We start from the raw sequence: 26386 nt of genomic DNA, 5'->3' as shown, positions 1-26386 counted from the left end.
CAATGAAAAAAAATGTAACCGAACTATATAAAAAAATTGGCTATGAGTTTGCTGATCAAGGTTTACTTGAACAAGCAATGACGCACCGCAGCCACAAAGGTCAACATAATGAGCGACTAGAATTTTTAGGCGACTCTATTTTGAGCTTTGTAATTGCGAATGCACTTTATGCTAAATTTCCTAAAGCGCGTGAAGGTGATTTAAGCCGCATGCGCTCTACACTTGTACGTGGTCAAACTCTTGCTGAGTTTGGACTTGAATTTGGTCTGGGTGATTATTTACGCTTAGGTCCTGGCGAGCTTAAAAGTGGCGGTTTTCGTCGCGAGTCAACACTTGCCGATGCAGTAGAGGCTATTATTGGTGCTGCATTTTTAGATTCAGGTATTGATAGCTGCGGCGATCTAATATTAGCGTGGTACGAATCACGCTTGGATGCTATTTCACCAGGGCTTAATCAAAAAGATCCGAAGACCCTGCTGCAAGAGCATCTACAAGGCCGTAAGTTGCCTTTACCTGGCTACACCGTTGTTGATACACAAGGCCAAGCACACAATCAAACATTCACGGTTGAATGTATTGTTGATGGAATGGATAGCATAATTTCTGTTGGTAGCTCGCGCCGAAAAGCCGAACAAAAAGCTGCTGAAAAAGCATTGAAGATAATTAAAAATGAATCTTGATACCTTAATACAACATCGCGAAGGCGATGTAGATACGTTTTGTGGCATGGTCGCAATTGTAGGACGTCCAAACGTTGGTAAATCAACTTTACTCAATGAAATTATTGAGCAAAAAGTAAGTATTACCTCACGTAAACCACAAACAACACGCCATCGTATTATGGGTATTCATACCGAAGGTAAACACCAAGCGGTTTATATTGATACACCAGGGCTACACGTTGAAGAAAAACGAGCAATTAACCGTTTAATGAATCGTGCAGCATCTAGTTCAATTGGCGATGTAGAACTTATTGTATTTGTAGTTGAAGGCACTCATTGGAATGCCGATGACGACATGGTACTCAATAAAGTATCGCAAAGTGGTAAACCTGTGCTGTTGGTTATCAACAAAATAGACCAAGTGAAAGACCGTGATCTTGTACTACCTCATATGAAGTGGTTAGGTGATAAGTTTGATTTTATCGGCATTATGCCAGTATCAGCTAAGCAAGGTAAAAACGTTGATTTAATTAAAGCTGAAGTAACTAAGCGCTTACAGCCTTGTGAATTTTACTTTCCAGATGATTACGTGACTGACCGTTCAATGCGCTTTATGGCTGCTGAAACCATCCGTGAAAAGCTAATGCGCTTTATGGGTGAAGAACTACCGTACTCTGTAACTGTTGAAATTGAGCAGTTTAAGTGGCAAGAAAACGGTGTTTGGCACATCAATGGATTAATTTTGGTTGAGCGCGAAACACAAAAACGCATGGTTATTGGTAATAAAGGCGAAAAGCTAAAAACCATTGGTCGTGAAGCACGTAAAGATATCGAAGAAATGCTTGATAATAAAGTGTTTTTAGAGCTTTGGGTGAAAGTTAAATCGGGTTGGGCTGATGATGAGCGTGCACTGCGTAGCCTAGGTTATGGTGAAGACTAAACTCATAAGCGATATAGTTTATGGATAGCGACTTCTACACTGCTTATTTATTGCATCGACGTCCCTATAGTGACTCTCAAGTGATGCTTGATATGCTTGTAGAGGGCGTTGGTCAGCTTAGAATGCTCGCACGTATTAGTGGTCGCCAGGCTACTAAACATAAAGCACAGTTACAACCTTTCCAATCGCTGCTTGTTCATTACAATGGCAAGTACGACTTAAAATATATTAATAAGTTTGAATTACATGGCAGGTCTCTTTTTTTAAAAGGGGATGAGCTTTACTGTGGTTTCTATTTAAATGAGCTGACTAACCGAATAGTGCCAATTAATGAGCCTATTGAACAAGTATTTCACTTATATAAAACTCATTTAGAGAACTTAAATAGTGGCGCTAATTTACAAGCTGTTCTTCGCTCGTACGAATTTCAATTATTGGAGCTACTTGGTTATGGTGTTGATTTTAATTTTGATGCCAGCGGTGAGCCTATAGATGAAACGCAAACGTATAGTTATTTCCCCGAAGTCGGGTTTTTAATACAAAATGACACTCGTTCAGGTTTTAGTGGCTTGCAGCTTAATGCTATTGCAAACCATGACTTTAGCCAAAGTGATGTGTTATATATGGCTAAGCAATTAAGCCGATATCTATTAAAACCATTACTAGGTAATAAGCCATTAAAAAGCCGTGAGTTATTTACGGCCTCTCAATAAACGTAATTTTACAGGTAAAATAATGAAAGATATTCTTTTGGGTGTAAACGTTGATCACATTGCAACGCTTCGCCAAGCACGTGGTACAAGCTATCCTGATCCAGCACATGCAGCGAGCGTAGCAGAGCATGCCGGTGCAGACGGTATTACGATTCACCTACGTGAAGATCGTCGCCACATTCAAGATCGTGACGTTTATGTAATGGCCAAAACTATTCAAACCCGTATGAACCTTGAAACTGCCGTTACCGATGAAATGATAGCGATTGCACTCGAAGTTAAACCAGAATACGTATGCTTAGTACCTGAAAAACGCGAAGAGTTAACTACAGAAGGTGGTTTAGATGTTGCTGGGAATATTGAAAAAATAAAAGCAGCGACTAAAACACTCAGCGAAGCTGGTATTAAAGTATCGTTATTTATTGATGCAGACAAAGCACAATTAGATGCAGCAAAAGAATGTGGTGCGCCTTATGTTGAAATTCACACTGGTGCTTACGCTGATGCAACAAACGATATTGATTTAAGCAAAGAGCTAGAGCATATTCGAGAAGGCGTTAAATATGCAGCAAGCTTGGGCTTAATTGTAAATGCCGGACATGGACTTCATTATCATAACGTTAAACCTATAGCTGCAATGCCAGAAATTTATGAGCTTAATATTGGTCACGCAATTATTGCCCGAGCGGCAATTGAAGGATTAGATAAAGCCGTTCGTGATATGAAACGATTAATGATTGAAGCGCGTTCTTAATTAGTTTTAGTTTTGAAAAGACGTTTTTATAGAGTAATCCTGTTTATTTAAAGTAAACAATATCAGTGATATTGACGATAAAAACATCTATTTCCAGATGCTTTGAACAGCGCAAAATTTTGCTGACACATTTTTTGATCGATTCTCTTAGAAATATATTTATCAAAAATTTCGCCTATCTATATCGTGGCAGATTCAACCTTGAAGTGCGTGATAGTTACCATATGGTCAGCCATTAATTTAGTTGGTAGTGTTATAATTTAATTTTTCTCTCGGTCGTTAAGCTCTACCATCACATTTTGGGCTACCAATTTTTACTTTTGTGATGCCAGTTAATTTTGGCTAGGGGCTGTTGAACTTTGTTGTACATATATCAATTGGCCCAAATTAGTAGCCACACTATAGTAAATATCAAAGAGAGTATTGAAAGATAGTTTTGCAAGTTTTTCATACCTTGTGGTCATTGTAGTGGTCAATAAAATTTGGCCACAGTTTTAGAGTCTTTGTATCTAACCTCAGATTCATTTGGCGCTAAACCAGCATTATAATGATGCGGTCTAACGTTGTTGTAATATCCGTTGATATAATCACTAACGCTATATTTAGCATCTATAAAATTTTCATATCTAACCTTTGGCATCCATTCTGTTTTAAAGCTTCTAAAAAATCGCTCCATTGGCGCGTTATCCCAACAATTTCTACGCCTGCTCATACTTTGTGTGATTTTATATCGCCATAAACGTTGGCGATATTTTAAACTTGTATAGTGACTACCTTGATCTGAATGAAACATCAGCTCAGCCGGTTTTCCTCTACTTTCATACGCAAGTTCAAGCGCTTTTAGCGTTAAATTAGTGTCTGGCGACAACGACATTGTCCAGCCAACCACTTTGCGGGCAAATAAATCAATAACGACGGCTAAATAAGCCCAGCGATTACCTGTCCAAATATATGTAACATCACGGCACCACACGGTATCTGGCTCAACAACATCGAACCGCCTATCAAGCAGGTTTGGGATTTCAAGGTGTTCATTACCGCCGCGTTTATATGAATTTTGAGGTACTTGGCAGCTTTCTAGCTTTAATTTAATCATTAGCTTAGCAGCACGATAACGGCTTAATTCAAAATCGTTATTCGTTGCGATTGTCCTCGCACCTGCTGAGCCCCCACTCATTGTATGTATTGCTTTAACTTCAGCCTCTAACCTTATTTGTTCTGGCGTTGGCGTTTTATCGCGTATAGCCCAGTATTTATAGCTGCTACGATGCACATTAAATACACTACATAGCACACTAATTGGGTAAAGCTCTCGTTGATTTAATTTCTCAATTAACGAGAATTGTTCAGGGAGTCGGACATCAAGAGGGCGGTAGCCTTTTTTAATATATCCTTTTCTAATTCAATGCGTTGGATTTGCTTTTTAAGTTCGCGGATTTCAATTTGTTCGGGCGTCATTGGTGAAGCTAATGGTGACTGGCCATTACGTTCTTGCTTTAATTGAGTAACCCATTTACTCACGGTTGATTTACCAACACCCATCGCTTTGGCTGCTTCTTCTTGTGTATAACCGTGGTCAACTACAAGTTGAGCCGTTTCTAATTTGATTGCAGCGGAGTACGTTGCACGGTTTAATTTTGTCATTTTTTTCACCAAAATTTGTATGCAAATAGCATAACATTTCTTTCTTAATGGGTGACCAAAATCACTGTACCACTACAATTGGTCATAGACTCGCACAATGGGCGCTTTAATAGAACGGTTCACTACGACTGGCTAAATTATTATATTTACATTGATATTAGTTAGTTATAAGACAGAGCTACCGATTGGTTATGGACTTATAATAATGAACGCCCTAATATGGGCATAGGTGGAACAACACCAATACAAAAACTGAAAAAAGTTAAACAACAGAAATTCTACAGCTCGCCTCCATTAGAAATGTGGGGGATTACCTATCCAATAATAATAACAGCTCTAGCTCTCAAGCGGTCAGTTAGCTATTTATTTCGAAGGGGATTTTAACAACGTTTTTTGATTTGAAATATTTAAATTGACACAGCGTTTTGAGGAGATCTCTGATTGAATTTGATGACTGTTTAAAGTACTTTATTTTAACCAGAGGTCACATAAAATTTGTTACAAGCTCTCTATGTTATTTGATGTTAGCTACTATTTAAATAAACTTATCATCAAAGTATGAAGGGTTAAAGCAACTAACAATTACCCTATCTTGTAACTTCCCATTAAGTATATAGTGATTTTGTAAGGTACCTTCAATAATCCATCCAGCTCTAGTGTAGGCTTTTATACTACCTACATTATCACTATACATGCCACCGTTAAGTTTTCTAATATTATGTTTTTCAAACGCTAATTTATTTCCTAATTTGATTGCTTCTGAGGCAAGTCCTTTTCCCCAATAAGCCTTATTCCAAATAACAGTAACCAGATCTGATATTTTTTGTTTGTTATCTATCGGTCCTACTTTCAAATTTCCGATGTGTTGGTCATCTTCAATTAAGCAGATTGCATACATATAATAGCTTTTTGTATTAAGTCCGTTCTGTATATAAGTAGTAACAGATTCTTTCGTAAGTTCAGTATTAGTAACTTCTAAAAAAAGCAGTACATCATCGTCTTTAAAATTTTCTAGATAAGTTTCTGTAATATCTGTTTCTATTAAAGGTCTTAAATATATATTTTTCATCGGTATTCCTTTTAATTTAAATTGTTAAGTATTTAGTATACGCTCAACCTGAAAGGCTTCTGCTTTTTCAAAACCATGGCTTGCGCCGCGTAATGTTGCTAATGCTTCAACACAACGCAAGCTTCTGCTGTGTGGAAAATCTCGTAACTCTTCTTGATAACAATTTAATACCTGGATTTTCTTCTGCCAATATTGAGTTATATCAACAATATATTGAGCTTTAAAGTTCGGGTGGGTGGGGGATTGCCACTCAGTACTCGACAATATTTCGAAGGACAATATTTTTTTTACACTACTGCCTTTTATAGGACGGCAAGCTGTCATCACCGCTTGGTGAGTCAACTGGTGATCAATGTTGAGGTCATGAGCGAAATGACTATAAATTATGCTGGGTTTAAATTGATTTATTGCAGTTTCAATTACTTTTACTATCTTTAATAAAGGGACTGAGTCCATTTGATTGTCAGGAAAATCGAAGCACTGCGAATTCTTTATCCCAAGAGTAGATATTGCCTTATTCATAGCTGAAGTGCGTTCATTCTCGTTGTTTTTATCATTATCATCTCTAGATGAAACGCCGTTAGTCATAAAAATTATACTGACGGTATCTCCTTCTGCAATATGTTTGGCAATAGTACCGGCACAACCCAATGCTTCGTCATCGGCATGAGCAGCAACAACAAGTATGCTTTTATTTTTAGTCATCGTTTTTCTCCTCATTAACGATATAATCCCAAGATACTGCAGTGCCCCGTTTTATATCTTTGTTAACGCGTTTACCTAACAATGCTTGATAGTGTTTAGGAGCTAAACCGTAACCAGGACGTATTCTTCTGATATGATCTTCAGTTATTATTTGATCATGTTTAATATCATTAACAAAATAAAGGGAACGGCGAAATTTCATACTTGCATGTTCAACAGGTTTTCGCTCATAACCAGCTGAACCAATAGCTTGATAAGCTTCCTTGGTTTCTTTAACTAAGCGTTTGAACTCCTCTGGCTCTAATGAGAATTCGGCATCAGGACCTTTATCATTTCTATCGAGTGTGAAATGTTTTTCAATTAGGCTCGCACCAAGAGCGATACTTGTGACAGAAACAACAGTACCTAAACTATGATCGGAAAGCCCTGATATAACATCAAAACGTTGGCTAATATCGGCTATAGTGGCTAAATTTGCTTGTTCAACTGGCGCAGGGTAAGCGCTAATACAGTGTAAAACCACTAATTCAGTACAACCATTTTCTTTAGCAGTCGTAATTGCCTCTTCTATTTCTTCCATATTCGCCATACCAGTTGAAATGATCAGTGGCTTACCTGTTTGTGCAATACGTTTTATTAAAGGTAAATCCGTTATTTCAAAAGAAGCTAATTTATAGGCTGGNCAGCCGATTCATCAAATGGAGTGGAGAACAAGGTAATACCGACTTCTTTCGCTTTATCAAATAACTGTTGATGCCATTCAAAGGGGGTTTGTGCCCATTGATATAAATCGTAAAGTTTATAGCCATGCCATAAGCCGCCTTTAATTTGAAAATCTTCCTCATCACAATTTATAGTCATGGTGTCAGGTGTATAGCTTTGAATTTTTATGGCATCTACACCGCATTGTGCAGCGACTTCTATGCTTTTCAATGCTTGCTCTATTTTTCCGTTATGGTTCGCCGACAACTCCGCAATTATATATGGTGGGAAGTCAGGTCCGATGTTCGTGCCATTGATAGTAATAAATTTATGAGTCATTATTTTTTTCGCTCAAGTTTGTCATACGCTTTGTGATGATGACGTTTGCATTAAGTATTGGGGCTTCATTTTTTGGACAAGGGGTTAATTTTGCTTGCTCAAAAGTTAATGTGAAATCACCATAAGCTAAAAAAGCTTTAGGGTAACTATCGGCATCCATCATACGAATTAGATCATAAAGTTCTGTTAAGGTTTCGGTACCTTGAACTTTGCTTTGTTCAGGTTTTCTTCTTGTAAAGGTGGTTATATTTCCTGTTTGTGCAATGGGCATTGGCTCTATAGTGATAATGCTTTTAATCATGTCGAAAGTAAGTTTGGAGCAACGTTCAAATATTTCTTGTGCGCTACCCTCTAGTGATAAAGGTGCTTTTAAGTAAACGTCACCAGCGTCAAGTTGCTTAGTCATTTTCAACGCGGTTAACTTAGTTGTTTGATGGCCACGACAAATTAAGTTTTGCAAAGGGCTACCACCTCGACCATAAGGCACATCTGTCATATGAAAACATATACAAGTGAACTCATTAAGAATCTCTTCTGGTACCAGCCAACTCCAATGAGGAAAAAAAATATATTTAGGCTTAAGCGAGCGAAGGTTGTCTAAAGTTAGTTGGCTATGGTCATTAATTAATGTCCAGTTGCCAGGGGAATCAGAGAGAACTCGATCAAATTCTTTGATATTCCAATCTTTTATTGTTGCTACTATGTAATTGTTAGTCATGACGAGATATTTCTATTTTGTATTTGATACCATCTTTAATAAAAAAAGCAGGATAGTCACTATTACTCACCACTCTAAGTAAATTAAACTGCTCAGCTAAACTTTTATTAACATCTAACTCGCTATCTTTTTTGTTTCTTTTAGCATAGAAATTTTCTTGTCCACACTGGGCATTGGCAGTTAATGTTGTAAAATTTTCAATAAACTCTTTAGCTAGTTTTATTGTTATTTTACCTTGCTTATCACGCCATTCATCATGTAGTTCGCTACCGTTAAGCTCTATAGTGTCTTCAAGCCAGATGTTGCCACTATCAATATTCTCACTTGCTTCTAATAAGCATACAGGAATAGACATTTTTCCTTCAATAATTTGCCAGCTCATCGGGGCAAAACCTTTACCTTGAGGTAAGGCACTTTCATGAACAACAAGGTTATATTGATTGCGTTTACGTATTTCATTGGGAATAATTTGAGTACAGCCTAATAAAAAACACACATCGCCCTGTGTAATATCATCTGCATTTCTGAAAAGCTGGCACTGATAATGAGATGAAAAATATGCCACCAATGCTTCAGCGTAAGGCAAAATCCATGAATCATTATCAACTAATATACTAATCGTTTTAAAACTCTGATTTCTCATTTATGCGCTCTTTGGTAGCTCTTTGTTTAATAAGACACTGGTCACTCTTTGTGCGCCTATTCCATCACAAACATTGAAACAATTTTCGACCATCATCTGATATTTTTTAGGGTGTAAAATTAGTTGTTCTATTTGGTCACAAATCATGGAGGAGCTAATGTCTTTATACCAACCCAAGTTGATTGTTGCACCAGAATCATTTAGATTTTTAGCTATCAACTGTTGGTTTTCAGCATTGACGGTTGTTAGGCAAGGCAAACCTAAGCAACATCGCTCCCATGCGGTTGAACCGCTCGCACCAATGGCAATATCAGCTTCTATCATTTGACTAGCCATATCTTTGCTGTCAATTATTAATGTACACCATGTCAGCGTATTACAAAGACGCTGTAAAGATGTTAAATGTATCGACTGGCTTGAAATAATTAAACGTGCGCGAATATTTGGCATGTTAATGTGTAATTCTTCTAATGCTAACAATGCTATTTTCGATAAATTATCCGGATCGCTCCCTCCCATTGAAACCATAATGTGAACATTACTGTTATGGTGCACTAATTGCTCACTTCGCTTATCGCGTTGAATTTTTGCTTGAGCTCGATAGTGGCTAAATTCCTCTCTTAACAACATGTAGTCTTTACCTAACAACATTGTGCAATGTTCAGGAATTAATGCTTGGTATGGTTCGGCATTTCGATTTAAGGTTTGATCAAGTAATACATTACATAACAGGGGACGATTAGCTAAGTCATCAATAACGACAAGTTTCTTACAGTAGTTAGTAACTAAAGCATGCCATGTCGCCTCTATGGCATAATGATCTACAATAAGGTAATCAGCATACGCAATTTTTTGCATTGCTTGAATACTTTGTTGTGCGTCTTCTATTATGGTACATCCAAGCCACGTATCACTATTTTGTCGAACAATATCGTTTGCCCCTTTAGGTAAAGGGATTAAAGAATAGTTATGTTCAATAATCAGGTGGTTAATATGACCATGATGTTCTCGACTAATAAAGCTTATATCAACCCCTTTAGCCATTAATGCGTTTGCTAGTGTTAAGCAACGCATAACATGGCCATAACCAATAATAGATGAGGCATCTACCTTAAATACTATATGCATAATGATTCTAGTAATAAATTTATGGAAAGATTGTTTTTATTTTCATTCATATAAGGTGTCTGCGTTATCTAACCTTAAAAACAGGTGATAATAACTCACCGTAAAACTTGTTATGAAAATCTTTATCTTCAATAGTTTGTAAGAGTATATTGAGTACTTCTTTATAGGCAGACAGTAGTGCTTCAATATCTTCGCTTTTATGCGAGTAATTTAAGTTATGGCCGCCACCAAGTAAAAACCCACGTAATGCCATCTCTTGTAAAAACAACGATTTTAATTCAATGGCACTATAATTACCTTGGGCATTAATAACCAGAAATGACCAAGCAGGGTGACCGCTTAACGTTAACCAATGCTGTGCTTGTAGATCATTAATGATTTGCGCTAGGCCTGTTTGTAGCTTTTCTCCCATCGCTGCTAAGTGTGTAACAACATTATGCTCTGTCATAAAATCTAAAGTGGCTTTTGTTGCAGCTAACGATAAGGTTTCTCCAGCAAAAGTACCTGAGAAAAAAATATCTTCCATGAGCATCATGATATCTTTACGCCCAACGACTGCGGATATGGGATAACCATTTGCCATACCTTTTCCGAATGTGGCTAAGTCAGGGGTCACATTGAATAATTGTTGAGCACCACCCATAGAAAAACGAAAGCCAGTAATGGTTTCATCAAAAATTAATACCGCGCCGTGTTGTTGACATAAATCTTTCATTTTTTGTAAAAAATTATCTTCTGGAAAATGCGTGTTCATCGGCTCTAAAATTACGGCGGCAATTTGATTTTTTTGTTGATAAAATAATTGCTCTAACGATGAAATATCATTGTATTTAAATGTATGAGTCAGTGATTTGGTTGCTTCAGGTACACCTAAGTCTCGTGTGGTTGAACCAATGTACCAATCTTGCCAACCGTGATAACCACAAACAGCAACATGTTCTTTTTTAGTAAATGCACGGGCCAAACGAATGGCTGCGGAGGTAGCATCACTGCCATTTTTTCCAAAACGGACCATATCCGCGCAAGGTATTAACTCAACAAGTTGCTCTGCGACAATCGTTTCAAGTTGATGAGGCAAAGAAAAAGTGACGCCTGATTTTATTTGCTCAATGACGGCATCATCAACGGCTTTATTGCAATAACCTAAAGAAACTGAAAGTAGTCCACTGACAAAATCGGTATATTGATTATCATCGGCATCCCAAACTTGGCAATTTTCACCTCGTTTAATAAACAGTGGAGATACATGTTTAGGGTAAGCAATACGGCTTTTGCTAAATGTTTGCGAACCTAAAGGAATAGTTTTTTCAGCACGTTCAAGCCAGTTTGATGATTGTTGATAGCGTTTGTTCATTACGTTGCCTGCCCAGTATTTAATAGGATGTTTTTCAACTGTTGTTGATCTTCTTTTTCAGACTTCAGTAGACCTTCGTTGCGCATAATATGATGATTTATTTTCGCTAATTCAGGTTTTTCCTGCATTAACGTGATTATATCCGCTAGGGTGAAATTCTGTTTTTGGGGGTATAAATATTCATATGTTTTGGTAATAAGCTCAAAGTCTTTTGGTTCATCGACCGTCCAACGATAATGAGATAAGTCTGGCTGATGAGTGTAGTTACTCAAGGTAAACAACAGCGGGTTATTGCGAATAAAAGGTGTTACATGCTCACGTTCCGAAGGTTTTTTAGCTAGTTGATAGGCTTTCTCTAATGCATCAAAGCTAAATACTTCAACATCTAACCCATCAGGTAAAGTTGCTGGTGCGCAGTTTGAACAATAATCACTATTATTTTTTACGAATAAATCAATGACATCATCAATGATTTCAGCATCTATCAGCGGGCAATCACCAGTCACTCTTACTATATTAGTTATTTTATTTACGGTGCTATCTTTTGATTTAAACGTCATTGCAGCATGATAATAGCGCGCTAAAACGTCTGTTAAATCACCCCGAAAAAAATCGACCTTCAATTGTTGACAAAGTACTTCAATTTCGTCATCACTGGCTTCATCACTTGTTGCAATAACAAGACGATGTGGTATTTTTATTCTTTGCAGTCTAGCTATTTGATGAGCAAGCATAGGTTTGCCAAGGATTGGTAGCAACACTTTGTTAGGCAACCTTGACGATGACATGCGGGCTTGTAAAATAACTAATGTTTCATTCATGATTTCAATGGGCTCGTTTTATACGTGCTTAACTAAACTAACTTATGCTCATAAAAATTAAACAGACCATAAGCTCGGGTTAATAAAACCAAGTCGCTTATCTGCTAATGCTAAAAGCTCTGTTTTACTGATAGGTATCTCTTTCGCTAATTTATAGGCTTCCACAATATCGCTAAGTTGCTGAGTGTTACACACCCCCACAACAAGTTTTTCAATGATACTTTTGTCTATTGACTTAGTCACTTTGTCATTAACGTTTTCTTGAATAATAGTATGCGATTTCTGTGCCGTTATGTTTGCCCTGGCAATAGGTGTTGAAGTGGGCGAGCTATTCACTAACATTGCTAATGCTAAGGTCACTTTAGTGCAATTTAAGTGTTGAGCAAGTGTGGTAAAGTCATTGAGCTTTTGTTGATATGGTTGAAAGTAAGGGGCAACTTTATCTTGGTCAATAAACAGTAAGCCTTGTAAAAATAGTGATCTTGCATGTAACACGATATTTTTTTGTTGGCAAAATTTGATTATATCCGTCGCAATAAAGCGTTGATCAAATACATTGATAGGCGCTTGTACTACCTCAAGAGGGTAGTGACTGGCAATTGTTTTAAGTTGTTCAGGTGTATAAACTGATACACCAATACGTTCTATTAAACCTTGTGACTTAAGTGATAACGCTTGTTTGAACAGTGAGTCTTTTTTAGGGTGATAAAGTAAATTATCACTATGATGGAATAATAGCGTTTCAATTTGTTGCTGTTGTAAATGCTCTAATGAACGAAAAAAGGCGGTTTTAATTGAGTGTTGGTCGTTATTTAGGGCGGGTATTTTACTGATAATACTAAAATCTTCACTCAATTTTGATTCATTGAATATTTCACCAAGTAAGTGTTCACTATTTCCATAAGCGCCGGCACAGTCAAGTGTGTTTATGCCTAAGTGTTTTGCTTGCGTTAATATATCAAATACTTCAGTTTTATTTACCTGTCCTTGGGTATTACTAATACCGTAGTCTAAGCCAAACTGCACTGTACCTAAGGCGAGCTCCATGTTTAAACGCCCAAACTGTTTAATTCATCAAGTACGGTTGCAATGATGTAATTTTGTTCATCTTGGCTCAATTTCGGATATAACGGCAAGGATATTGCGCGCTGATAATACTCTTCTGCTATAGGGAAATCACCCTGTTTGAAAGCAAGCCCGTTAGCGTTTTGCTGATAATAAGGTTGTAAGTGGATTGGAATATAATGTACATGAGCACAAATGTTTTTTGCTCTCAGCGCGGTAACAATCGCTTTATGTTTTTCTTTTTGTGTAGCTTTTTCAAACGTTGGCAGTAGCACTATATAGAGGTGATAGGCAGAATATATTGATGTTGCAGGCGTTAAACACGTTAAAGATGAATCAGAAAAAGCTTGATCGTAAGTTGCCGCTAATTGATTTCTTTTTGTGACAAAAGCTTCTAAGCGTTTTACTTGGCTAAGCCCTAAAGCAGCTTGTAGCTCAGTCATTCTGTAGTTAAAGCCTAACGCAACTTGTTGATAATACCAAGGTCCATGGCTTGCTTCGCTCATGTTTTCTGGGTTACTGGTAACACCATGACTTCTTAATAACCGCATTTGCTCTGCTAGTTCTAAGTGCTGAGTTAATGCCATACCACCTTCGGCACTGGTAATTATTTTAACAGGGTGAAAGCTAAAAATTGTAATGTCGCTATAGTCACAGCTACCTACTTTACTTGCTTGGTAACGACCACCAATAGCATGTGAAGCATCTTCAATAATGGCGAAGTTATATTTCTCACTAAGTGCTTTAATCGCCTGCATATCACACGATTGCCCAGCTAAGTGCACAGGAATAATAACTTTAGGTAAGGTATTTGTTATTTCTGCTAAAGCAAGTTTTTTAGTTAGCTCTTCAACTGATATATTGCCTGTCGATATATCAATATCAACAAAATCTATAGTTGACCCACAATAAAGCGCACAATTCGCTGAAGCAACGAAAGATATAGGGGACGTCCAAACAACATCACCTTCACCCACTTTGAGTGCTAAGCATGCAAGATGTAATGCTGAAGTTGCACTGTTAGTTGCGATAGCAAAGGGAACTTGTCCTTCGTTTTTATTTATACACTGTTGAGCAACGGCTTGTTCAAATTCAGGTACTTTAGGTCCTTGAGTAATAAAATCTGACTTTAATACTTCAATAACCGCAGCAATATCTTCTGGTGATATATCTTGTTTCCCGTAAGGAATCATTGCTCAACCTGTTGATTAAAAGAATTTATTTCATCAATCGATAAAAAGTCAGGGTTGTTCTGAGAGTCATATTCATAACCTTCAGGCACGGGTTTGCCTGTTTCATTAAGTGCATTAACAGTGAAATCATTACTGCGGCTACTAAATTTTATTGCTGGTGCAATAACAAAGTGATCTGCAAACTCAAAAGTACTGTAACAAATTTCACCAGGACACATTACCTCATGAAGCTTCTCACCTGGACGAATGCCCATAATTTTTTGTGGTAAATGAGGTGCCATAGCCGTTGCTAAATCAGTTATTTTAATAGAAGGGATTTTAGGGACAAATATCTCACCGCCTAACATACGAGTAAAATTCTTTAAAACAAAATCAACGCCGTCTTGTAGAGTGATCCAAAAGCGTGTCATGTCCTTATGGGTGATTGGGAGTTCAGTTGCACCCTCAGCAATAAGCTTTTCAAAAAATGGTACTACAGATCCTCTAGAGCCAACCACATTACCGTATCGTACGACGGCAAAGGTGGTTTTATGCCCACCTGAAATATTATTGGCGGCAACAAACAACTTATCAGAAACTAATTTAGTAGCACCATATAAGTTAATAGGGTTGGCCGCTTTATCAGTTGAAAGCGCAATAACTTTTTCGACATTATGGGCAAGCGCTGCGGCAATAATATTTTCAGCACCGTTAATATTAGTTTTTATGCATTCCATTGGGTTGTATTCGGCGGCAGGTACTTGCTTTAATGCCGCAGCATGAATAACAAAATCAACACCATTCATCGCTTGAGTTAAACGTTCTTTATCGCGAACGTCACCAATGAAATAACGCATACAAGGCTGATTAAAATCTTGCTGCATTTCAAATTGTTTTAATTCATCACGTGAATAGATGATAATTTTTTTTGGCTTATGATAACGAAGTAAGGTTTTTACATATTTTTTACCAAATGAACCAGTACCGCCAGTGATTAAAATTGTTTTATTATTGAACATAGTATTACCCAAGTTATTTATTACTGGCGTTTTATCACACGCAATCGTAATTCTTTTAATAAATATCTCAATACTTTAACTACTTAGCAAACAAAGTGCCAAGTTAATTTAGTAAAAACATCGAACAACGTATAGTATTTCGCAAGTTAAGTTATAATTTAGTCAGTTAACCATTTAGTTATTATTAAAATTCATCTTTGTAAGCTTAGGTTTTAAACCAAATGAAGCAAAGTAGAAACAAATTTGTAGACTAATTAGCTATTCGAAAAGTACATTCGGCTTCAGATAATTTCATAGTGAAAATCTATCTTTTTGCTTTAGTAACAAAAACAATCGGTAGAAGCTATTCTAGATTTACCTTAGTTTTGATACTTAATGATTAACTATTAAGTATGATTGACTTAACTAGTCCGTCTGTTTTTTGGCGTTTATGTCAAAAAACTGCCGCNCTCGCTAACTATGATCTTGATTTTAGATAATAATAACAATCGCGCAATAGGTTTAAATGCATCACTCACTTTTATTGGTGAAGCAGTACAACTATTAAACGAAACAAACTTTGAACAAGAGTGTAAAAAGTATCAACAGAAAGAATGCATTGTAATTTTAGGTGCATTACAGTCGCTTGACCACGAAAGTTTAATTAAGTGCCATCCTACATTACCATTTTTGTTAATAGGTGAAACGCTTAAACCACTACTAAGCATTGCTAATGTTGTAGGGCTTATTTGTGAGCCGTTTAATCATGATGTAACAACACAGTTACTTCACGACTGCCAGCAGTATCAACGAATGCTTCCTAACGAGCATAAACATTCTAAGCCCCATAAAACCTTTGACGGACTTGTTGGTGAAACAGACGCCGTAAAAGATGTTCGCTTTTTAATTGAGCAGGTAGCAAAAACCGATGCCAATGTTTTAATTTTAGGTGAATCGGGCACTGGTAAAGAAGTGGTTGCGCGCAATGTGCATTTACTTTCAAAAAGAATTAATGGACCGTTTGTGCCTGTTAACTGTGGTGCTATTCCGGCAGAGCTTTTAGAAAGTGAATTATTTGGTCACGAAAAAGGTGCGTTTACAGGCGCTATATCGGCTCGAAAAGGGCGATTTGAACTAGCTCAAGGTGGAACACTGTTTTTAGATGAAATAGGTGATATGCCACTGCAAATGCAAGTTAAGTTGCTGCGAGTATTGCAAGAACGAAGTTATGAACGAGTTGGTGGTACTAAAGCGATTCAGGCTGATGTACGTGTTATTGCTGCAACGCATCGTAACCTCGAAACCATGATTGAAGAGGGCAGTTTTAGGGAGGATTTATATTATCGTTTAAATGTATTTCCTATTGAAAACCCATCACTTAGCGAACGCGCTGATGACATTCCGCTGTTATTAAAAGAACTAATGCGCCGCGTTAACGACCAAACAGGGTCTACTGCTAAATTTACTGAACGCGCAGTTGAGAGCTTAAAAGAGCATGCGTGGCCGGGGAATATTCGTGAACTTGCTAATTTAGTGGAGCGTATGGTTATTATGTTTCCTGAGAAAGTGGTCGATATTCCTGATTTACCAAATAAATATCGTTATATTGAGGTTGAGGCATACGAGCCTGAATACCCCGAAGAGTTAATGGAAAAAGATGCCTTTAACGACATATTTAGCACCGGCTTTAGTGATTACGACGATGAGCCTGAGGCTGAATTTAATCAAACTGGTAGTGGGTTATTACCAAATGATGGTATTGAGCTTAAAGATTACCTAGCTGAGCTTGAAATTAGTTTAATAACGCAAGCGTTAGAACGTTATGATTACGTAGTGGCTCGCGCAGCCGAAATATTAGGTGTACGTAGAACCACGTTAGTCGAAAAAATGAAAAAATATAACCTATCGAGAGACTAAGTCTGTTGATCTTTCAGAATTAAAATTTGTTCTACCTAGAAGTGATTTAATCGTAGTGTGCGGTTGTTTTCTCAACGAAAATAACCGCATGATATCAATATCTTCTTTTCTAAAGCATGTTGCTTGGTAATCCTCAAAGAGTTGTTGCTTTTAATACTTCATAAGATTTCGAGATTACTTAACGAATATTTCTTTGAACATATTAACTACTTTTGAAACTGTTTCAGGTTTTACATGTCGAGTATCAGAGTTCCAAGCATCTTCAGTGCATTCGGTCACTAACTCATAACTAGGAAGGTAGTACATATCTTCATTATTATTTACCAACTCTTCAGCAGCAACTCTTAAAACGGCTTTTGAGTGTGCATTTGCTGTAATTATATGATGAGTATCCGCTCTGCCTGTAGCTAAAAAAGGAATCGGCGAAAGACTAATTATCAGTTTAAAATCAGGATTGTATTGTTTAATAATGTCAAAAAAAGATTGAATATTATTTACGTTTTCTTCGACTGTTAGCGTTCTGTGTTTCACAAATTGATAGGTATTATTTCTAGGGTTTCTAGACATAACAGTACCATCAGGAAACTCCCAGCATTCATTTAACCCCAATGTAACGACAAACACTTTACAGCTTAAAAATGAATCTTTAACAGCTTGAATATGCTTATCGTAATCAGCCAAATAGGCTTCTTTGGTGTTAAAAAATACATTTTCACGGTATGGATCTACGTAATGGCCAGTTTCTGATTGGAATAATAATTTATCAAACTTTCTAATACCAAATGCTTTTTCGGCTAACTGTTTAAAACTAGGCGTATTAAACAGTATTCCATAATTTGCACAAAACTTGGCATACTTATCCCCAGGTTGATAACCATCTACCACTAAGCCGTTCTGTGGATTATCATTTCGCTCTGTGATTACATAGTTATATCCATCTTGTTGAAAAAATTTGGCTATTTCAAAAGCAAAGCAACTCCCTGCAGAACCAATGGGTGTACCCATATCCATAATCGGTATTTTATTAACATAAGGTAGCGCATTATATTTTGATAAAGGATGGGTAGGGTGGTCTGGATTCGGCCAAAAGACGGCGCTAGGGTCGGGTTTTTTATTTGCGTTGTAACGGACACAACTATCAACGTAGTTCCGTTCATACTCACAAATATTAGTGAGTGACTCAGACCATAATTCTTCTGTAATCGAATCAGCTTTAAATTGCTCAATGATAGATTGCTTAATAAACTTAATAAGTTCAAAAAGCGTATTGTGGTATTTAAGTTCGGGGTCATTCGTTTGAATATGTTCAAAAAACATATTTTCGACTGCATTATTTTTAATAATAGTTTTTAAAAGGTAAGCCAAATGACGCAAGTTAGTAATTTTATTATCTAATGCAATATCAATGCAATCATCGTCATTGTGTTTGGTAAATTTTTTAGTTAATTCAGGAAATCCATCGAATGTGATAGAGGTTGTCCCTGGGGGGAAATGCTCGTCGGCTACTTTCTTCCAATGCAACTCACTAGGCAAAAAGCATAACGTTAAAGAATAGCGTGCTTTCCCTTTATTCGCAGGCATTGCTTTATGGGCAAGTTGATGGGGATTAAAAATAATTGAGTCCCCTTTATTAGGTTTAATCAAACTTAGCGAATGATTGATATTATAATGTTTACATAAAGGAGCAATATCTATATTTCTTTTGTTTATATGATTAAATATATAACCAATGTCTTTGAGTTTATCTGTGGATTCTTTATCTAATACCGCAGTACTACTGCCGTGCTCATCATAACCATTTAAGTAGGTTATGAGCTTTAAGTGATTTTTAGGGCCGCCATCACAATGCCACTTTGAAAAGTAAGTATGCTTTTCAAAGTCGTCTTCAATTTTATGCATTGCCCACCACAATATGCAATATTCACTTTTAAAATAAGATCTTAAATGCTCATCTACTTCTTGAGTTAGTATGTAGGGCAAGAATGACTTTAACACAGCAGGATTTTTGATTGCTTCTTTATCTTTATCATATTCAGAAATTAAAGTATCGCACAGAAGCTCTGATACATTGTTCTTTACTACATATTTATGGGCATTTATTAATGGCGTGTCGATTATATCGCGGCGAAAAGCGTTAGTAGCTCTGTGATTTAAATTAGTATAGCCTTGGTTTATTTCATAGTGATGAGCCGTATTAACATTAGAGCTTTTAAGTAAGCAGTAACGTATATCATCTATTTCTAATATTTCTTCCGTAGTTATCTGTACCATTATTTTAGCCTTGTTCTATCAATTATAAAATTGGTTGACATTATGCATATTGCGAGCCAAAGCTATATTGCTAAATTTGAATCTTTAAGAGAGTCTCTCCCTTTTACACTAAATTTACAGAATCGTTTTTATTGAGGTTGCTGTAAGTAAGTGAGTTTAGCTTTAATATAGTAAAAAATAGTCAAGATATTTAGAGCCACAAAGTAAGCCCTAAATATTCTGAAATAATTTTTTCTTTTCTAAAACAATCATTACTGTGATCGTTAACCATACCGCATGCTTGCATATGCGCATATACCGTCGTCGGGCCTAAGAACTTAAATCCTCGTTTTTTTAAATCTTTAGCAAACGCAGTTGATACCTCTGTAATAGCAGGGGTGTCCTCAATATTATTTAAATTACTTACGAGCGGTTTGCCGCCGACAAATTGCCATTGATAATTACTAAAGCTACCAAATTCCTTTTGTATTTTAATAAAGCACTTAGCATTATTAACTGTTGCTACAATTTTTAAACGATTTCGAACAATACCTTCATTAAGCATTAATTGATCAATATCATCGGGTGTAAATTCAGCAACTTTTTGAACATCAAAATTAGCAAATGCTTTTTTATATCCATCTCGTTTTTTTAAAATAGTGTACCAACTTAAGCCAGCTTGAGCTGATTCAAGTGTTATAAATTCAAACAGTTTTGTATCGTTATAAAGTGGCACACCCCATTCTTCATCATGATAAATAACGTAGTCGGATTTGGTTGTATCAAGCCATGGGCAACGGTGTTTTACTTGCTCAATCATTTGTGTTCCTTTATGTGTGCGTCATTTTTATGTCACTTTAAATTATCTGTAACTAAATGATAAATATATAAATAAATGTTGGTATAAATTGTGCATTTAGCTATGTATCTATATCAGTTTGAGATTTGATTATGGCTCTTGCAAGCGTACTAAAACCATTATTTACTTCTGCTAATCAGTATAACCCATGTTTACTTCAAGAGGAGTATGCAGGGGAATTAAGTGAGTTGCGCAAACAAGCAAGCTGGCTTTCACATTTAGTTGATACTATGCCTGTGGGCGTGGTTGTGCTAGATGGTAAAGGTATGATAGCTAAAGCTAATCAAATAGCGATAGATATGCTTGGTGAACCGCTCGAAGGTGAAAGGTGGTTTAACGTTATTCAGCGCTCATTTCGACCACATCAAGATGATGGACATGAAGTATCTTTAAAAGATGGGCGTTTAATTAAGCTTGATATTACGGCTTTGGCACCAGAGCCTGGGCAGCTTATTTTAATGACTGATTTAACAGAAACTCGTCGTTTACAAAAACGTGTCGCTCATATGCAGCGACTAAGTGCGCTGGGTAAAATGGTTGCCTCTTTAGCGCATCAAGTACGAACGCCATTATCTGCTGCAATGCTTTATGCCGCTAACCTAGGCTCTAAGCGTTTGCCAGAAGCATCTCGCGATAATTTTCAAACTAAATTAATGTCGCGTTTAAAAGATTTAGAAACTCAAGTAAACGACATGCTTTTATTTGCCAAAAGTGGGACACAGCATGTGGTCGAGCAAGTTTCAATGCAACAATTACTGACAGAAGTTAAAGCTGGCGCAGATGCTATGGTTTCGCTTAACGAAAGTGAGTTGGATGTAAGTTTACCAGAACCAGACATACAAATTGTGGGTAATAAGACCGCGATTGCCAGTGCTATACAAAATCTTATTCATAACAGTATTCAAGTGATTGGTACGGGGGCAAAAGTGCATTTGAGCGCATCGACCGATATGCAAGATCAAGACTTTGTTCGAATCAGTGTAAGCGATAATGGACCTGGTGTTGATTTATGCCAAGCAGATAAAATATTTGAACCATTTTTTACGACTAAAAGCCAAGGCACTGGACTGGGCTTAGCTGTTGTTAGTTCCGTTGCTAATGCTCATCAAGGCAGTGTTGATGTGACTAATAATACTCATGGCGGTGCCTGTTTTAGCTTATTACTACCAATTCGTGCGACAACTAAATTAGAGGAATCGTTATGAATAACACTATTTTAGTTGTAGAAGATGATGCAGGCTTGCGTGAAGCATTAATCGATACACTTGAAATGTCGGGCATAGAATGTGTTGCGGCAAATAGTGCCGAGCAAGCAATGATCTTACTTAAAAAAGAGTCTTTTTCGCTTGTAGTAAGTGACGTACAAATGGGCGTAATGAGTGGTTTAGACTTACTGCGTAGTATTAAATTAAACCATCCCGATTTACCTGTGTTGATGATGACGGCATACGCGACAATTGATGATGCTGTAGAGGCAATGCGTTTAGGTGCTATTGATTATATGGCTAAGCCATTTGCACCCGAAGTGCTGTTAAATATGGTGAGCCGTTATCTGCCCGAAAAACCAAAAGAAACGGATGGTCCTATTGTTGCCGATGCAACCAGTATTCAATTATTAGAGCTTGCAAGTAAAGTAGCACGCTCTGAAGCAAGCGTTATGGTGCTTGGTCCTAGCGGGTCTGGTAAAGAAGTTTTAGCGCGTTACATTCACGACAAGTCGAGTCGTTGTAATGAGCCATTTGTTGCTATTAACTGTGCTGCTATTCCTGAAAATATGCTTGAAGCCACTTTATTTGGTTATGAAAAAGGGGCTTTTACCGGTGCGATTCAAGCATGCCCTGGTAAGTTTGAGCAAGCGCAGGGCGGTACTATTTTACTTGATGAAATTACCGAGATGGACTTAGGGCTGCAAGCTAAACTTTTACGTGTACTGCAAGAGCGCGAAGTAGAGCGTTTAGGTGGTCGAAAAATAATACAGCTAGATGTACGTATTTTGGCTACCAGTAATCGCGACCTAAAAGAGGCCGTTGCTAAAAATCAGTTTAGAGAAGATTTATATTATAGATTAAATGTCTTTCCATTGATGTGGCGACCATTGTGTCAACGCCCTGGCGATATAATTGTGTTAGCTAAGCATTTAATTGAACGTCATATAAGTAAAAGCAAAGAGCCAATGGCATATCTAGATAAAAATGCTGAGCAAAAATTATTAGCCCATGCTTGGCCCGGAAATGTACGAGAGCTCGATAATGTTATTCAACGTGCGCTTATATTGAGAACGGGTAATACGATAAACGAACACGCCATTTTTATCGAAAACTTAGTTTCTAGTAACTTTATAATGGAGTCATCAACGACTTCGAGCGTAACAAATACAGTAGAAGTAACACATCAAAATTCAGATGAAAATGCAGATCAAAACACACCAAGCTCTGCTTATTATGATGAAAAGTTATATGCTACAGATGAGCCTAAGCAAGGCTTACTTGCAGCAGATACTGGTAGCTATAAAGATGAGCTTAAAGATAAAGAACATCGCATTATTTTAGAAACACTTGCTCGCTGCCAAGGTAAGCGCAAAGATGTAGCCGAAACACTCGGTATTAGCCCGCGTACTTTACGTTATAAGCTAGCGCAAATGCGCGATTTAGGTATTTCACTTCCTGCATAATCCTCTTTAAACCCTAAATTTGGCTTGCTGATTTAGGGTCGTCAAAACTATGACTTCCTGTATTTTGCTCTAAGTCATTGTATTTTGTGGTTTATTTATTTGGCATGCTTTGTGCTTTATTAACTGTAATAGTTAATTGCAGTGTCAGAGATAAATTATGAAAATTCAAAATAGTGCTGTATTTCAAGAAATGCAATCAATGGCTTTAGAAGCCGGACGCAATAACCAAATTAATAAACTGCCAACCCAAGTGCAATCTACATCTTCAGCAGCATTTGGTGATATGTTGAGCAATGCGCTAAATACAGTGCATGAATTGCAACAAGATGCAGGACAAAAAGTAAAAGCAGTTGAAATGGGTGACAGAAGTGTATCGCTTGCTGAGGCAATGATTGCTTCTCAAAAATCATCAGTTGCATTTGAGGCTACATATCAGGTTCGTAATAAACTTGTTGAAGCTTACAAAGAAATCATGAATATGCCTGTTTAATTAGGTAGTGGAGAATAATTGTGGCGCAATCTAATCAATCTACAGACCTTGCACTTCCTGGTGGCGGTATTGACCAAAGCGATAGTGATGATCAACAAGAACAAAAATCAGGCTATTTAAGTGCTTTGAATGGTGTTGATGTATTACGCCAAGTGACCCTTGTTATTGCATTGGCAATTTGTTTAGCTATTGCCATTTTTATTATTATTTGGGCTCGTCAGCCAGATATGCGCCCTTTAGGTAAAATGCAAACTGAAGAGCTTATTCAAACGCTTGATTTTTTAGATGCACAACAAATTGAATATCAACTTGATGGCAATGTAGTATCGGTTGATGAAAGTGAATATCAAAGTATTAAACTACTAATGACTCGCGAAGGGTTAGAGCAAGGTCCTGCATCAGGCTCAGATATTATAATGCAAGATATGGGCTTTGGTGTAAGCCAACGTTTAGAGCGTGAACGCCTTAAGCATGGCCGTGAACAACAACTAGCGCGTACAATAGAAGAACTTAATAACATTACTCGCGCCAAAGTATTGTTAGCCATTCCTAAAGAAAACGTATTTGCTCGCAGAGAGAAAAAACCATCGGCTACTGTTGTATTAACAATTAAACGTGGACGTTCGCTTGACCGCGAAGAGGTAGACTCTGTTGTTGATATGATTGCCTCAGCAGTACAAGGTTTAGAGCCAGCCCGCGTAACGGTTACCGATCAAAATGGTCGTTTATTAAATTCTGGTTCGCAAAGCTCATTAGCAGCTCGCTCTCGTAAAGAGTACGATTTAGAGCGTAAACGCGAGCAAGAGTACCTTGAAAAAATTGATAGTATTTTAATACCTGTAGTAGGGCTTGCTAATTACACGGCACAAGTAGATTTAAGCATGGACTTTAGTGCGGTTGAAGAAACTCAAAAACGCTATAATCCAGACCTACCTGCAATACGCAGCGAAACCACATTTGAAGAAAGTAATATGGGTGGGCTAGCTGTAGGTATTCCTGGTGCATTAACAAATCAACCTCCAATTAACTCAGATATACCAGAAGTTGCTGATGGTGGTGGTGCGGGTAGCGCAACGGCGCCATCACGAAGCCATAAAGAAGCTACCCGTAATTATGAACTCGACACCACTATTTCACACAGACGGCAACAAACAGGTATTATACGTAGAATAAGTGTATCGGTTGCTGTTGACTACATTCCTAAAGTGGGTGAAAACGGTGAAACCACAATGACACCTCGCTCTGTAGAGGCATTGTCAAATATTCGTCGCTTATTACAAGGTGGTGTTGGTTTTGATATGCAACGCGGAGATGCACTTGAAGTAGTAACAGTGCCGTTTGTACGTGAAGCAACCGATTTAAACATTGAAATTCCTATGTGGGAACAAGATTGGTTTATGAAGTATGTACGCCTTGCTTTAGGTGCACTGGTTATAATTGTACTTATTATGGCTGTAGTTAAACCAATGCTTAAACGTCTTATTTATCCAGATGACACGCTTGAAGAATATGACGAAGATGCACTTAGCTCTGGCGTAGATATTGGCGACAACACGCTTGATATGCTAAATAAAGACTTTGATTCTGCTTCAATTGGTTTCTCAAGCGATGGTACACTACAGTTACCAGACCTACATGGTGACGAAGATTTACTCAAAGCAATTCGTGCCTTAGTAGCTAATGAACCAGAACTATCATCACAAGTAGTGAAAGCGTGGTTAACAGAAGATGACTGATCAAGAACAAAAACAACTACCTCCAGCATTTGATGTTGATAAGCTAGATGGTGTAGATAAGGCTGCTATATTACTTTTGAGTTTGTCAGAAGAAGATGCTGCTCAAATACTTAAACACCTAGAACCTAAGCAGGTACAAAAAGTGGGTATGGCTATGGCTGGGCTAGATGATTTATCCCAAGCTAAGATAAGTGCTGTCCATAACTTATTTATTGAACAAATTCAAAGCTTTAGCACAATTGGTTTTCAATCAGAAGACTTTATTAAAAAGGCACTTACTGCTGCATTAGGTGAAGATAAAGCAGCCAGCCTTATTGACCAAATTGTTATGGGCTCGGGTGCCAAAGGACTTGATTCGTTAAAATGGATGGACTCTAAGCAGGTTGCTAATATTATTCGTAATGAGCATCCGCAAATTCAAACCATTGTATTATCTTATTTAGAGCCAGAGCAGTCGGCTGAGATAATTGCTCAGTTTCCTGAAAAAGTACGCTTAGATTTAACAATGCGTATAGCTAATCTTGAAGAAGTACAGCCAGCAGCACTGCAAGAGCTAAACGAAATTATGGAAAAACAGTTTGCAGGTCAAGCCGGTGCACAAGCAGCTAAAATGGGTGGTTTAAAAGCCGCTGCAGATATTATGAACTACCTAGATACGAACGTAGAAGGGCAGTTAATGGACTCTATTCGTGAGCACGATGAAGAAATGTCTCAGCAAATTCAAGACCTAATGTTTGTGTTTGAAAACCTAATGGAAGTTGAAGACCGTGGTATTCAAGCAATACTGCGTGAAGTACAACAAGATGTACTAATGAAAGCGATTAAGGGCACCGATGATGCACTTAAAGATAAAATACTCGGTAATATGTCAAAACGTGCAGCAGAAATGTTTGCCGATGATTTAGAAGCAATGGCACCGGTTAGAATTAGTGAAGTAGAAGCAGCACAAAAAGAGATTTTATCAACAGCGCGTCGTTTATCTGACTCTGGTGAAATTCAACTCGGCGGTGGCGGCGGTGAGGAATTCTTATAATCC

General features: G+C 37.4%; 24 protein-coding genes and 1 pseudogene. 10 read left to right on the top strand and 15 right to left on the bottom strand.

What is annotated here, in order from left to right:
• Window positions 1–2 precede the first annotated feature (2 nt).
• Genes rnc through pdxJ form a run of 4 tightly spaced genes read left to right on the top strand, consistent with a single transcriptional unit; the run spans window position 3 to window position 3069 of the window.
• Entirely contained in the window at window positions 3–680 is a 678-nt protein-coding gene (gene rnc, locus L647_RS0107290; protein ID WP_024610585.1) for a ribonuclease III, read from the top strand.
• The gene (gene era / locus L647_RS0107285) at window positions 670–1602 is read left to right on the top strand and encodes a GTPase Era (protein ID WP_024610584.1); all 933 of its coding nucleotides are present in this window, start codon (window positions 670–672) and stop codon (window positions 1600–1602) included. The genes rnc and era overlap by 11 nt, the downstream gene beginning before the upstream one ends.
• Window positions 1603–1622: 20 nt before the next feature.
• Window positions 1623–2315 carry a DNA repair protein RecO gene (recO, locus tag L647_RS0107280; protein WP_024610583.1) on the top strand — a complete coding sequence of 231 codons (693 nt, stop codon included), beginning with the start codon at window positions 1623–1625 and terminating at the stop codon, window positions 2313–2315.
• Between the two features lie 22 nt (window positions 2316–2337).
• Window positions 2338–3069: a pyridoxine 5'-phosphate synthase gene (pdxJ, locus tag L647_RS0107275; RefSeq protein WP_024610582.1), complete on the top strand. Its 732-nt coding sequence runs from the start codon at window positions 2338–2340 to the stop codon at window positions 3067–3069.
• Window positions 3070–3541: 472 nt separating this feature from the next.
• Here the strand turns inward: pdxJ and L647_RS0107270 are convergent.
• The 13 genes and pseudogenes from L647_RS0107270 to pseB form a co-directional block, all read right to left on the bottom strand.
• Window positions 3542–4713, bottom strand: a protein-coding gene (locus tag L647_RS0107270; protein ID WP_139015426.1) for an IS3 family transposase whose coding sequence is annotated in 2 segments (ribosomal slippage) — window positions 3542–4455 and window positions 4455–4713 — 1173 coding nt in all. Because the reading frame shifts where the segments join, the coding sequence is not laid out codon by codon here.
• 535 nt (window positions 4714–5248) lie between these two features.
• Window positions 5249–5782: a GNAT family protein gene (locus tag L647_RS0107260; RefSeq protein ID WP_024610579.1), complete on the bottom strand. Its 534-nt coding sequence runs from the start codon at window positions 5780–5782 to the stop codon at window positions 5249–5251.
• A 24-nt stretch (window positions 5783–5806) separates the two neighbouring features.
• Complete coding sequence (locus tag L647_RS0107255; RefSeq protein ID WP_024610578.1) at window positions 5807–6487, bottom strand: PIG-L deacetylase family protein; 681 nt, start codon at window positions 6485–6487, stop codon at window positions 5807–5809.
• Window positions 6480–6689: an SAF domain-containing protein gene (locus L647_RS1000000126760; RefSeq protein WP_343223040.1), complete on the bottom strand. Its 210-nt coding sequence runs from the start codon at window positions 6687–6689 to the stop codon at window positions 6480–6482. The genes L647_RS0107255 and L647_RS1000000126760 overlap by 8 nt, the downstream gene beginning before the upstream one ends.
• Window positions 6690–6782: 93 nt before the next feature.
• Window positions 6783–7528, bottom strand: a pseudogene (gene pseI / locus L647_RS01000000123815) (pseudaminic acid synthase); the annotation flags it as partial.
• Complete coding sequence (locus L647_RS0107245) at window positions 7518–8246, bottom strand: methionyl-tRNA formyltransferase (RefSeq protein ID WP_024610577.1); 729 nt, start codon at window positions 8244–8246, stop codon at window positions 7518–7520. The pseudogene pseI and the gene L647_RS0107245, both read right to left, overlap by 11 nt.
• Window positions 8239–8889, bottom strand: a complete 651-nt coding sequence (locus L647_RS0107240; RefSeq protein ID WP_024610576.1) for a formyltransferase family protein — start codon at window positions 8887–8889, stop codon at window positions 8239–8241. Before L647_RS0107240 ends, L647_RS0107245 begins: the two co-directional genes overlap by 8 nt.
• Window positions 8890–10017, bottom strand: a complete 1128-nt coding sequence (gene pseG, locus L647_RS0107235) for a UDP-2,4-diacetamido-2,4,6-trideoxy-beta-L-altropyranose hydrolase (protein WP_024610575.1) — start codon at window positions 10015–10017, stop codon at window positions 8890–8892.
• A 64-nt stretch (window positions 10018–10081) separates the two neighbouring features.
• Window positions 10082–11371, bottom strand: a complete 1290-nt coding sequence (locus tag L647_RS0107230) for an aminotransferase class III-fold pyridoxal phosphate-dependent enzyme (protein ID WP_024610574.1) — start codon at window positions 11369–11371, stop codon at window positions 10082–10084.
• Window positions 11371–12192 carry a glycosyltransferase family protein gene (locus tag L647_RS0107225; protein ID WP_024610573.1) on the bottom strand — a complete coding sequence of 274 codons (822 nt, stop codon included), beginning with the start codon at window positions 12190–12192 and terminating at the stop codon, window positions 11371–11373. Before L647_RS0107225 ends, L647_RS0107230 begins: the two co-directional genes overlap by 1 nt.
• A 57-nt stretch (window positions 12193–12249) precedes the next feature.
• Complete coding sequence (locus tag L647_RS0107220) at window positions 12250–13239, bottom strand: aldo/keto reductase (protein WP_024610572.1); 990 nt, start codon at window positions 13237–13239, stop codon at window positions 12250–12252.
• 2 nt (window positions 13240–13241) lie between these two features.
• Window positions 13242–14450, bottom strand: a complete 1209-nt coding sequence (gene pseC / locus L647_RS0107215) for a UDP-4-amino-4,6-dideoxy-N-acetyl-beta-L-altrosamine transaminase (protein ID WP_024610571.1) — start codon at window positions 14448–14450, stop codon at window positions 13242–13244.
• Complete coding sequence (gene pseB / locus L647_RS0107210) at window positions 14447–15448, bottom strand: UDP-N-acetylglucosamine 4,6-dehydratase (inverting) (protein WP_024610570.1); 1002 nt, start codon at window positions 15446–15448, stop codon at window positions 14447–14449. Before pseB ends, pseC begins: the two co-directional genes overlap by 4 nt.
• A 459-nt stretch (window positions 15449–15907) precedes the next feature.
• Between pseB and L647_RS0107205 the strand changes: the two genes are divergently transcribed.
• Window positions 15908–17344 carry a sigma-54-dependent Fis family transcriptional regulator gene (locus tag L647_RS0107205; protein ID WP_024610569.1) on the top strand — a complete coding sequence of 479 codons (1437 nt, stop codon included), beginning with the start codon at window positions 15908–15910 and terminating at the stop codon, window positions 17342–17344.
• 174 nt (window positions 17345–17518) lie between these two features.
• On the opposite strand, the gene L647_RS0107200 is transcribed toward L647_RS0107205, so the two are convergent.
• A complete protein-coding gene (locus tag L647_RS0107200) occupies window positions 17519–19615 on the bottom strand; it encodes a GSCFA domain-containing protein (RefSeq protein WP_024610568.1) in 2097 nt (698 codons plus the stop codon).
• A 190-nt stretch (window positions 19616–19805) separates the two neighbouring features.
• On the bottom strand, window positions 19806–20414 hold the full coding sequence (locus L647_RS0107195; protein WP_024610567.1) for a DNA-3-methyladenine glycosylase I: 609 nt from the start codon (window positions 20412–20414) through the stop codon (window positions 19806–19808).
• 131 nt (window positions 20415–20545) lie between these two features.
• On the opposite strand from L647_RS0107195, the gene L647_RS0107190 reads away from it, so the two are divergent.
• From L647_RS0107190 to fliG, 5 genes are all read left to right on the top strand, one after another.
• Window positions 20546–21658 (top strand): ATP-binding protein, encoded by a 1113-nt coding sequence (locus L647_RS0107190; RefSeq protein ID WP_024610566.1) that lies wholly within the window; start codon window positions 20546–20548, stop codon window positions 21656–21658.
• Window positions 21655–23124: a sigma-54 dependent transcriptional regulator gene (locus tag L647_RS0107185; protein WP_024610565.1), complete on the top strand. Its 1470-nt coding sequence runs from the start codon at window positions 21655–21657 to the stop codon at window positions 23122–23124. The genes L647_RS0107190 and L647_RS0107185 overlap by 4 nt, the downstream gene beginning before the upstream one ends.
• Before the next feature lie 157 nt (window positions 23125–23281).
• Window positions 23282–23614 carry a flagellar hook-basal body complex protein FliE gene (gene fliE / locus L647_RS0107180; RefSeq protein ID WP_024610564.1) on the top strand — a complete coding sequence of 111 codons (333 nt, stop codon included), beginning with the start codon at window positions 23282–23284 and terminating at the stop codon, window positions 23612–23614.
• Between the two features lie 20 nt (window positions 23615–23634).
• Window positions 23635–25350 (top strand): flagellar basal-body MS-ring/collar protein FliF, encoded by a 1716-nt coding sequence (fliF, locus tag L647_RS0107175; RefSeq protein ID WP_024610563.1) that lies wholly within the window; start codon window positions 23635–23637, stop codon window positions 25348–25350.
• Window positions 25343–26383: a flagellar motor switch protein FliG gene (gene fliG, locus L647_RS0107170; protein WP_024610562.1), complete on the top strand. Its 1041-nt coding sequence runs from the start codon at window positions 25343–25345 to the stop codon at window positions 26381–26383. Before fliF ends, fliG begins: the two co-directional genes overlap by 8 nt.
• The last annotated feature ends 3 nt before the right edge of the window (window positions 26384–26386 follow it).

The organism is Pseudoalteromonas sp. TB64, assembly GCF_000498095.1.
GTDB lineage: Bacteria > Pseudomonadota > Gammaproteobacteria > Enterobacterales > Alteromonadaceae > Pseudoalteromonas.
This window is presented reverse-complemented; position numbering and strand designations above follow the sequence as displayed.

Coding starts and splice junctions, on each gene's coding strand:
- rnc (WP_024610585.1), top strand. CDS start 3: ATGAAAAAAAATGTAACCGAACTATATAAAAAAATTGGCTATGAGTTT.
- era (WP_024610584.1), top strand. CDS start 670: ATGAATCTTGATACCTTAATACAACATCGCGAAGGCGATGTAGATACG.
- recO (WP_024610583.1), top strand. CDS start 1,623: ATGGATAGCGACTTCTACACTGCTTATTTATTGCATCGACGTCCCTAT.
- pdxJ (WP_024610582.1), top strand. CDS start 2,338: ATGAAAGATATTCTTTTGGGTGTAAACGTTGATCACATTGCAACGCTT.
- L647_RS0107260 (WP_024610579.1), bottom strand. CDS start 5,782: ATGAAAAATATATATTTAAGACCTTTAATAGAAACAGATATTACAGAA.
- L647_RS0107255 (WP_024610578.1), bottom strand. CDS start 6,487: ATGACTAAAAATAAAAGCATACTTGTTGTTGCTGCTCATGCCGATGAC.
- L647_RS1000000126760 (WP_343223040.1), bottom strand. CDS start 6,689: ATGAAATTTCGCCGTTCCCTTTATTTTGTTAATGATATTAAACATGAT.
- L647_RS0107245 (WP_024610577.1), bottom strand. CDS start 8,246: ATGACTAACAATTACATAGTAGCAACAATAAAAGATTGGAATATCAAA.
- L647_RS0107240 (WP_024610576.1), bottom strand. CDS start 8,889: ATGAGAAATCAGAGTTTTAAAACGATTAGTATATTAGTTGATAATGAT.
- pseG (WP_024610575.1), bottom strand. CDS start 10,017: ATGCATATAGTATTTAAGGTAGATGCCTCATCTATTATTGGTTATGGC.
- L647_RS0107230 (WP_024610574.1), bottom strand. CDS start 11,371: ATGAACAAACGCTATCAACAATCATCAAACTGGCTTGAACGTGCTGAA.
- L647_RS0107225 (WP_024610573.1), bottom strand. CDS start 12,192: ATGAATGAAACATTAGTTATTTTACAAGCCCGCATGTCATCGTCAAGG.
- L647_RS0107220 (WP_024610572.1), bottom strand. CDS start 13,239: ATGGAGCTCGCCTTAGGTACAGTGCAGTTTGGCTTAGACTACGGTATT.
- pseC (WP_024610571.1), bottom strand. CDS start 14,450: ATGATTCCTTACGGGAAACAAGATATATCACCAGAAGATATTGCTGCG.
- pseB (WP_024610570.1), bottom strand. CDS start 15,448: ATGTTCAATAATAAAACAATTTTAATCACTGGCGGTACTGGTTCATTT.
- L647_RS0107205 (WP_024610569.1), top strand. CDS start 15,908: ATGATCTTGATTTTAGATAATAATAACAATCGCGCAATAGGTTTAAAT.
- L647_RS0107200 (WP_024610568.1), bottom strand. CDS start 19,615: ATGGTACAGATAACTACGGAAGAAATATTAGAAATAGATGATATACGT.
- L647_RS0107195 (WP_024610567.1), bottom strand. CDS start 20,414: ATGATTGAGCAAGTAAAACACCGTTGCCCATGGCTTGATACAACCAAA.
- L647_RS0107190 (WP_024610566.1), top strand. CDS start 20,546: ATGGCTCTTGCAAGCGTACTAAAACCATTATTTACTTCTGCTAATCAG.
- L647_RS0107185 (WP_024610565.1), top strand. CDS start 21,655: ATGAATAACACTATTTTAGTTGTAGAAGATGATGCAGGCTTGCGTGAA.
- fliE (WP_024610564.1), top strand. CDS start 23,282: ATGAAAATTCAAAATAGTGCTGTATTTCAAGAAATGCAATCAATGGCT.
- fliG (WP_024610562.1), top strand. CDS start 25,343: ATGACTGATCAAGAACAAAAACAACTACCTCCAGCATTTGATGTTGAT.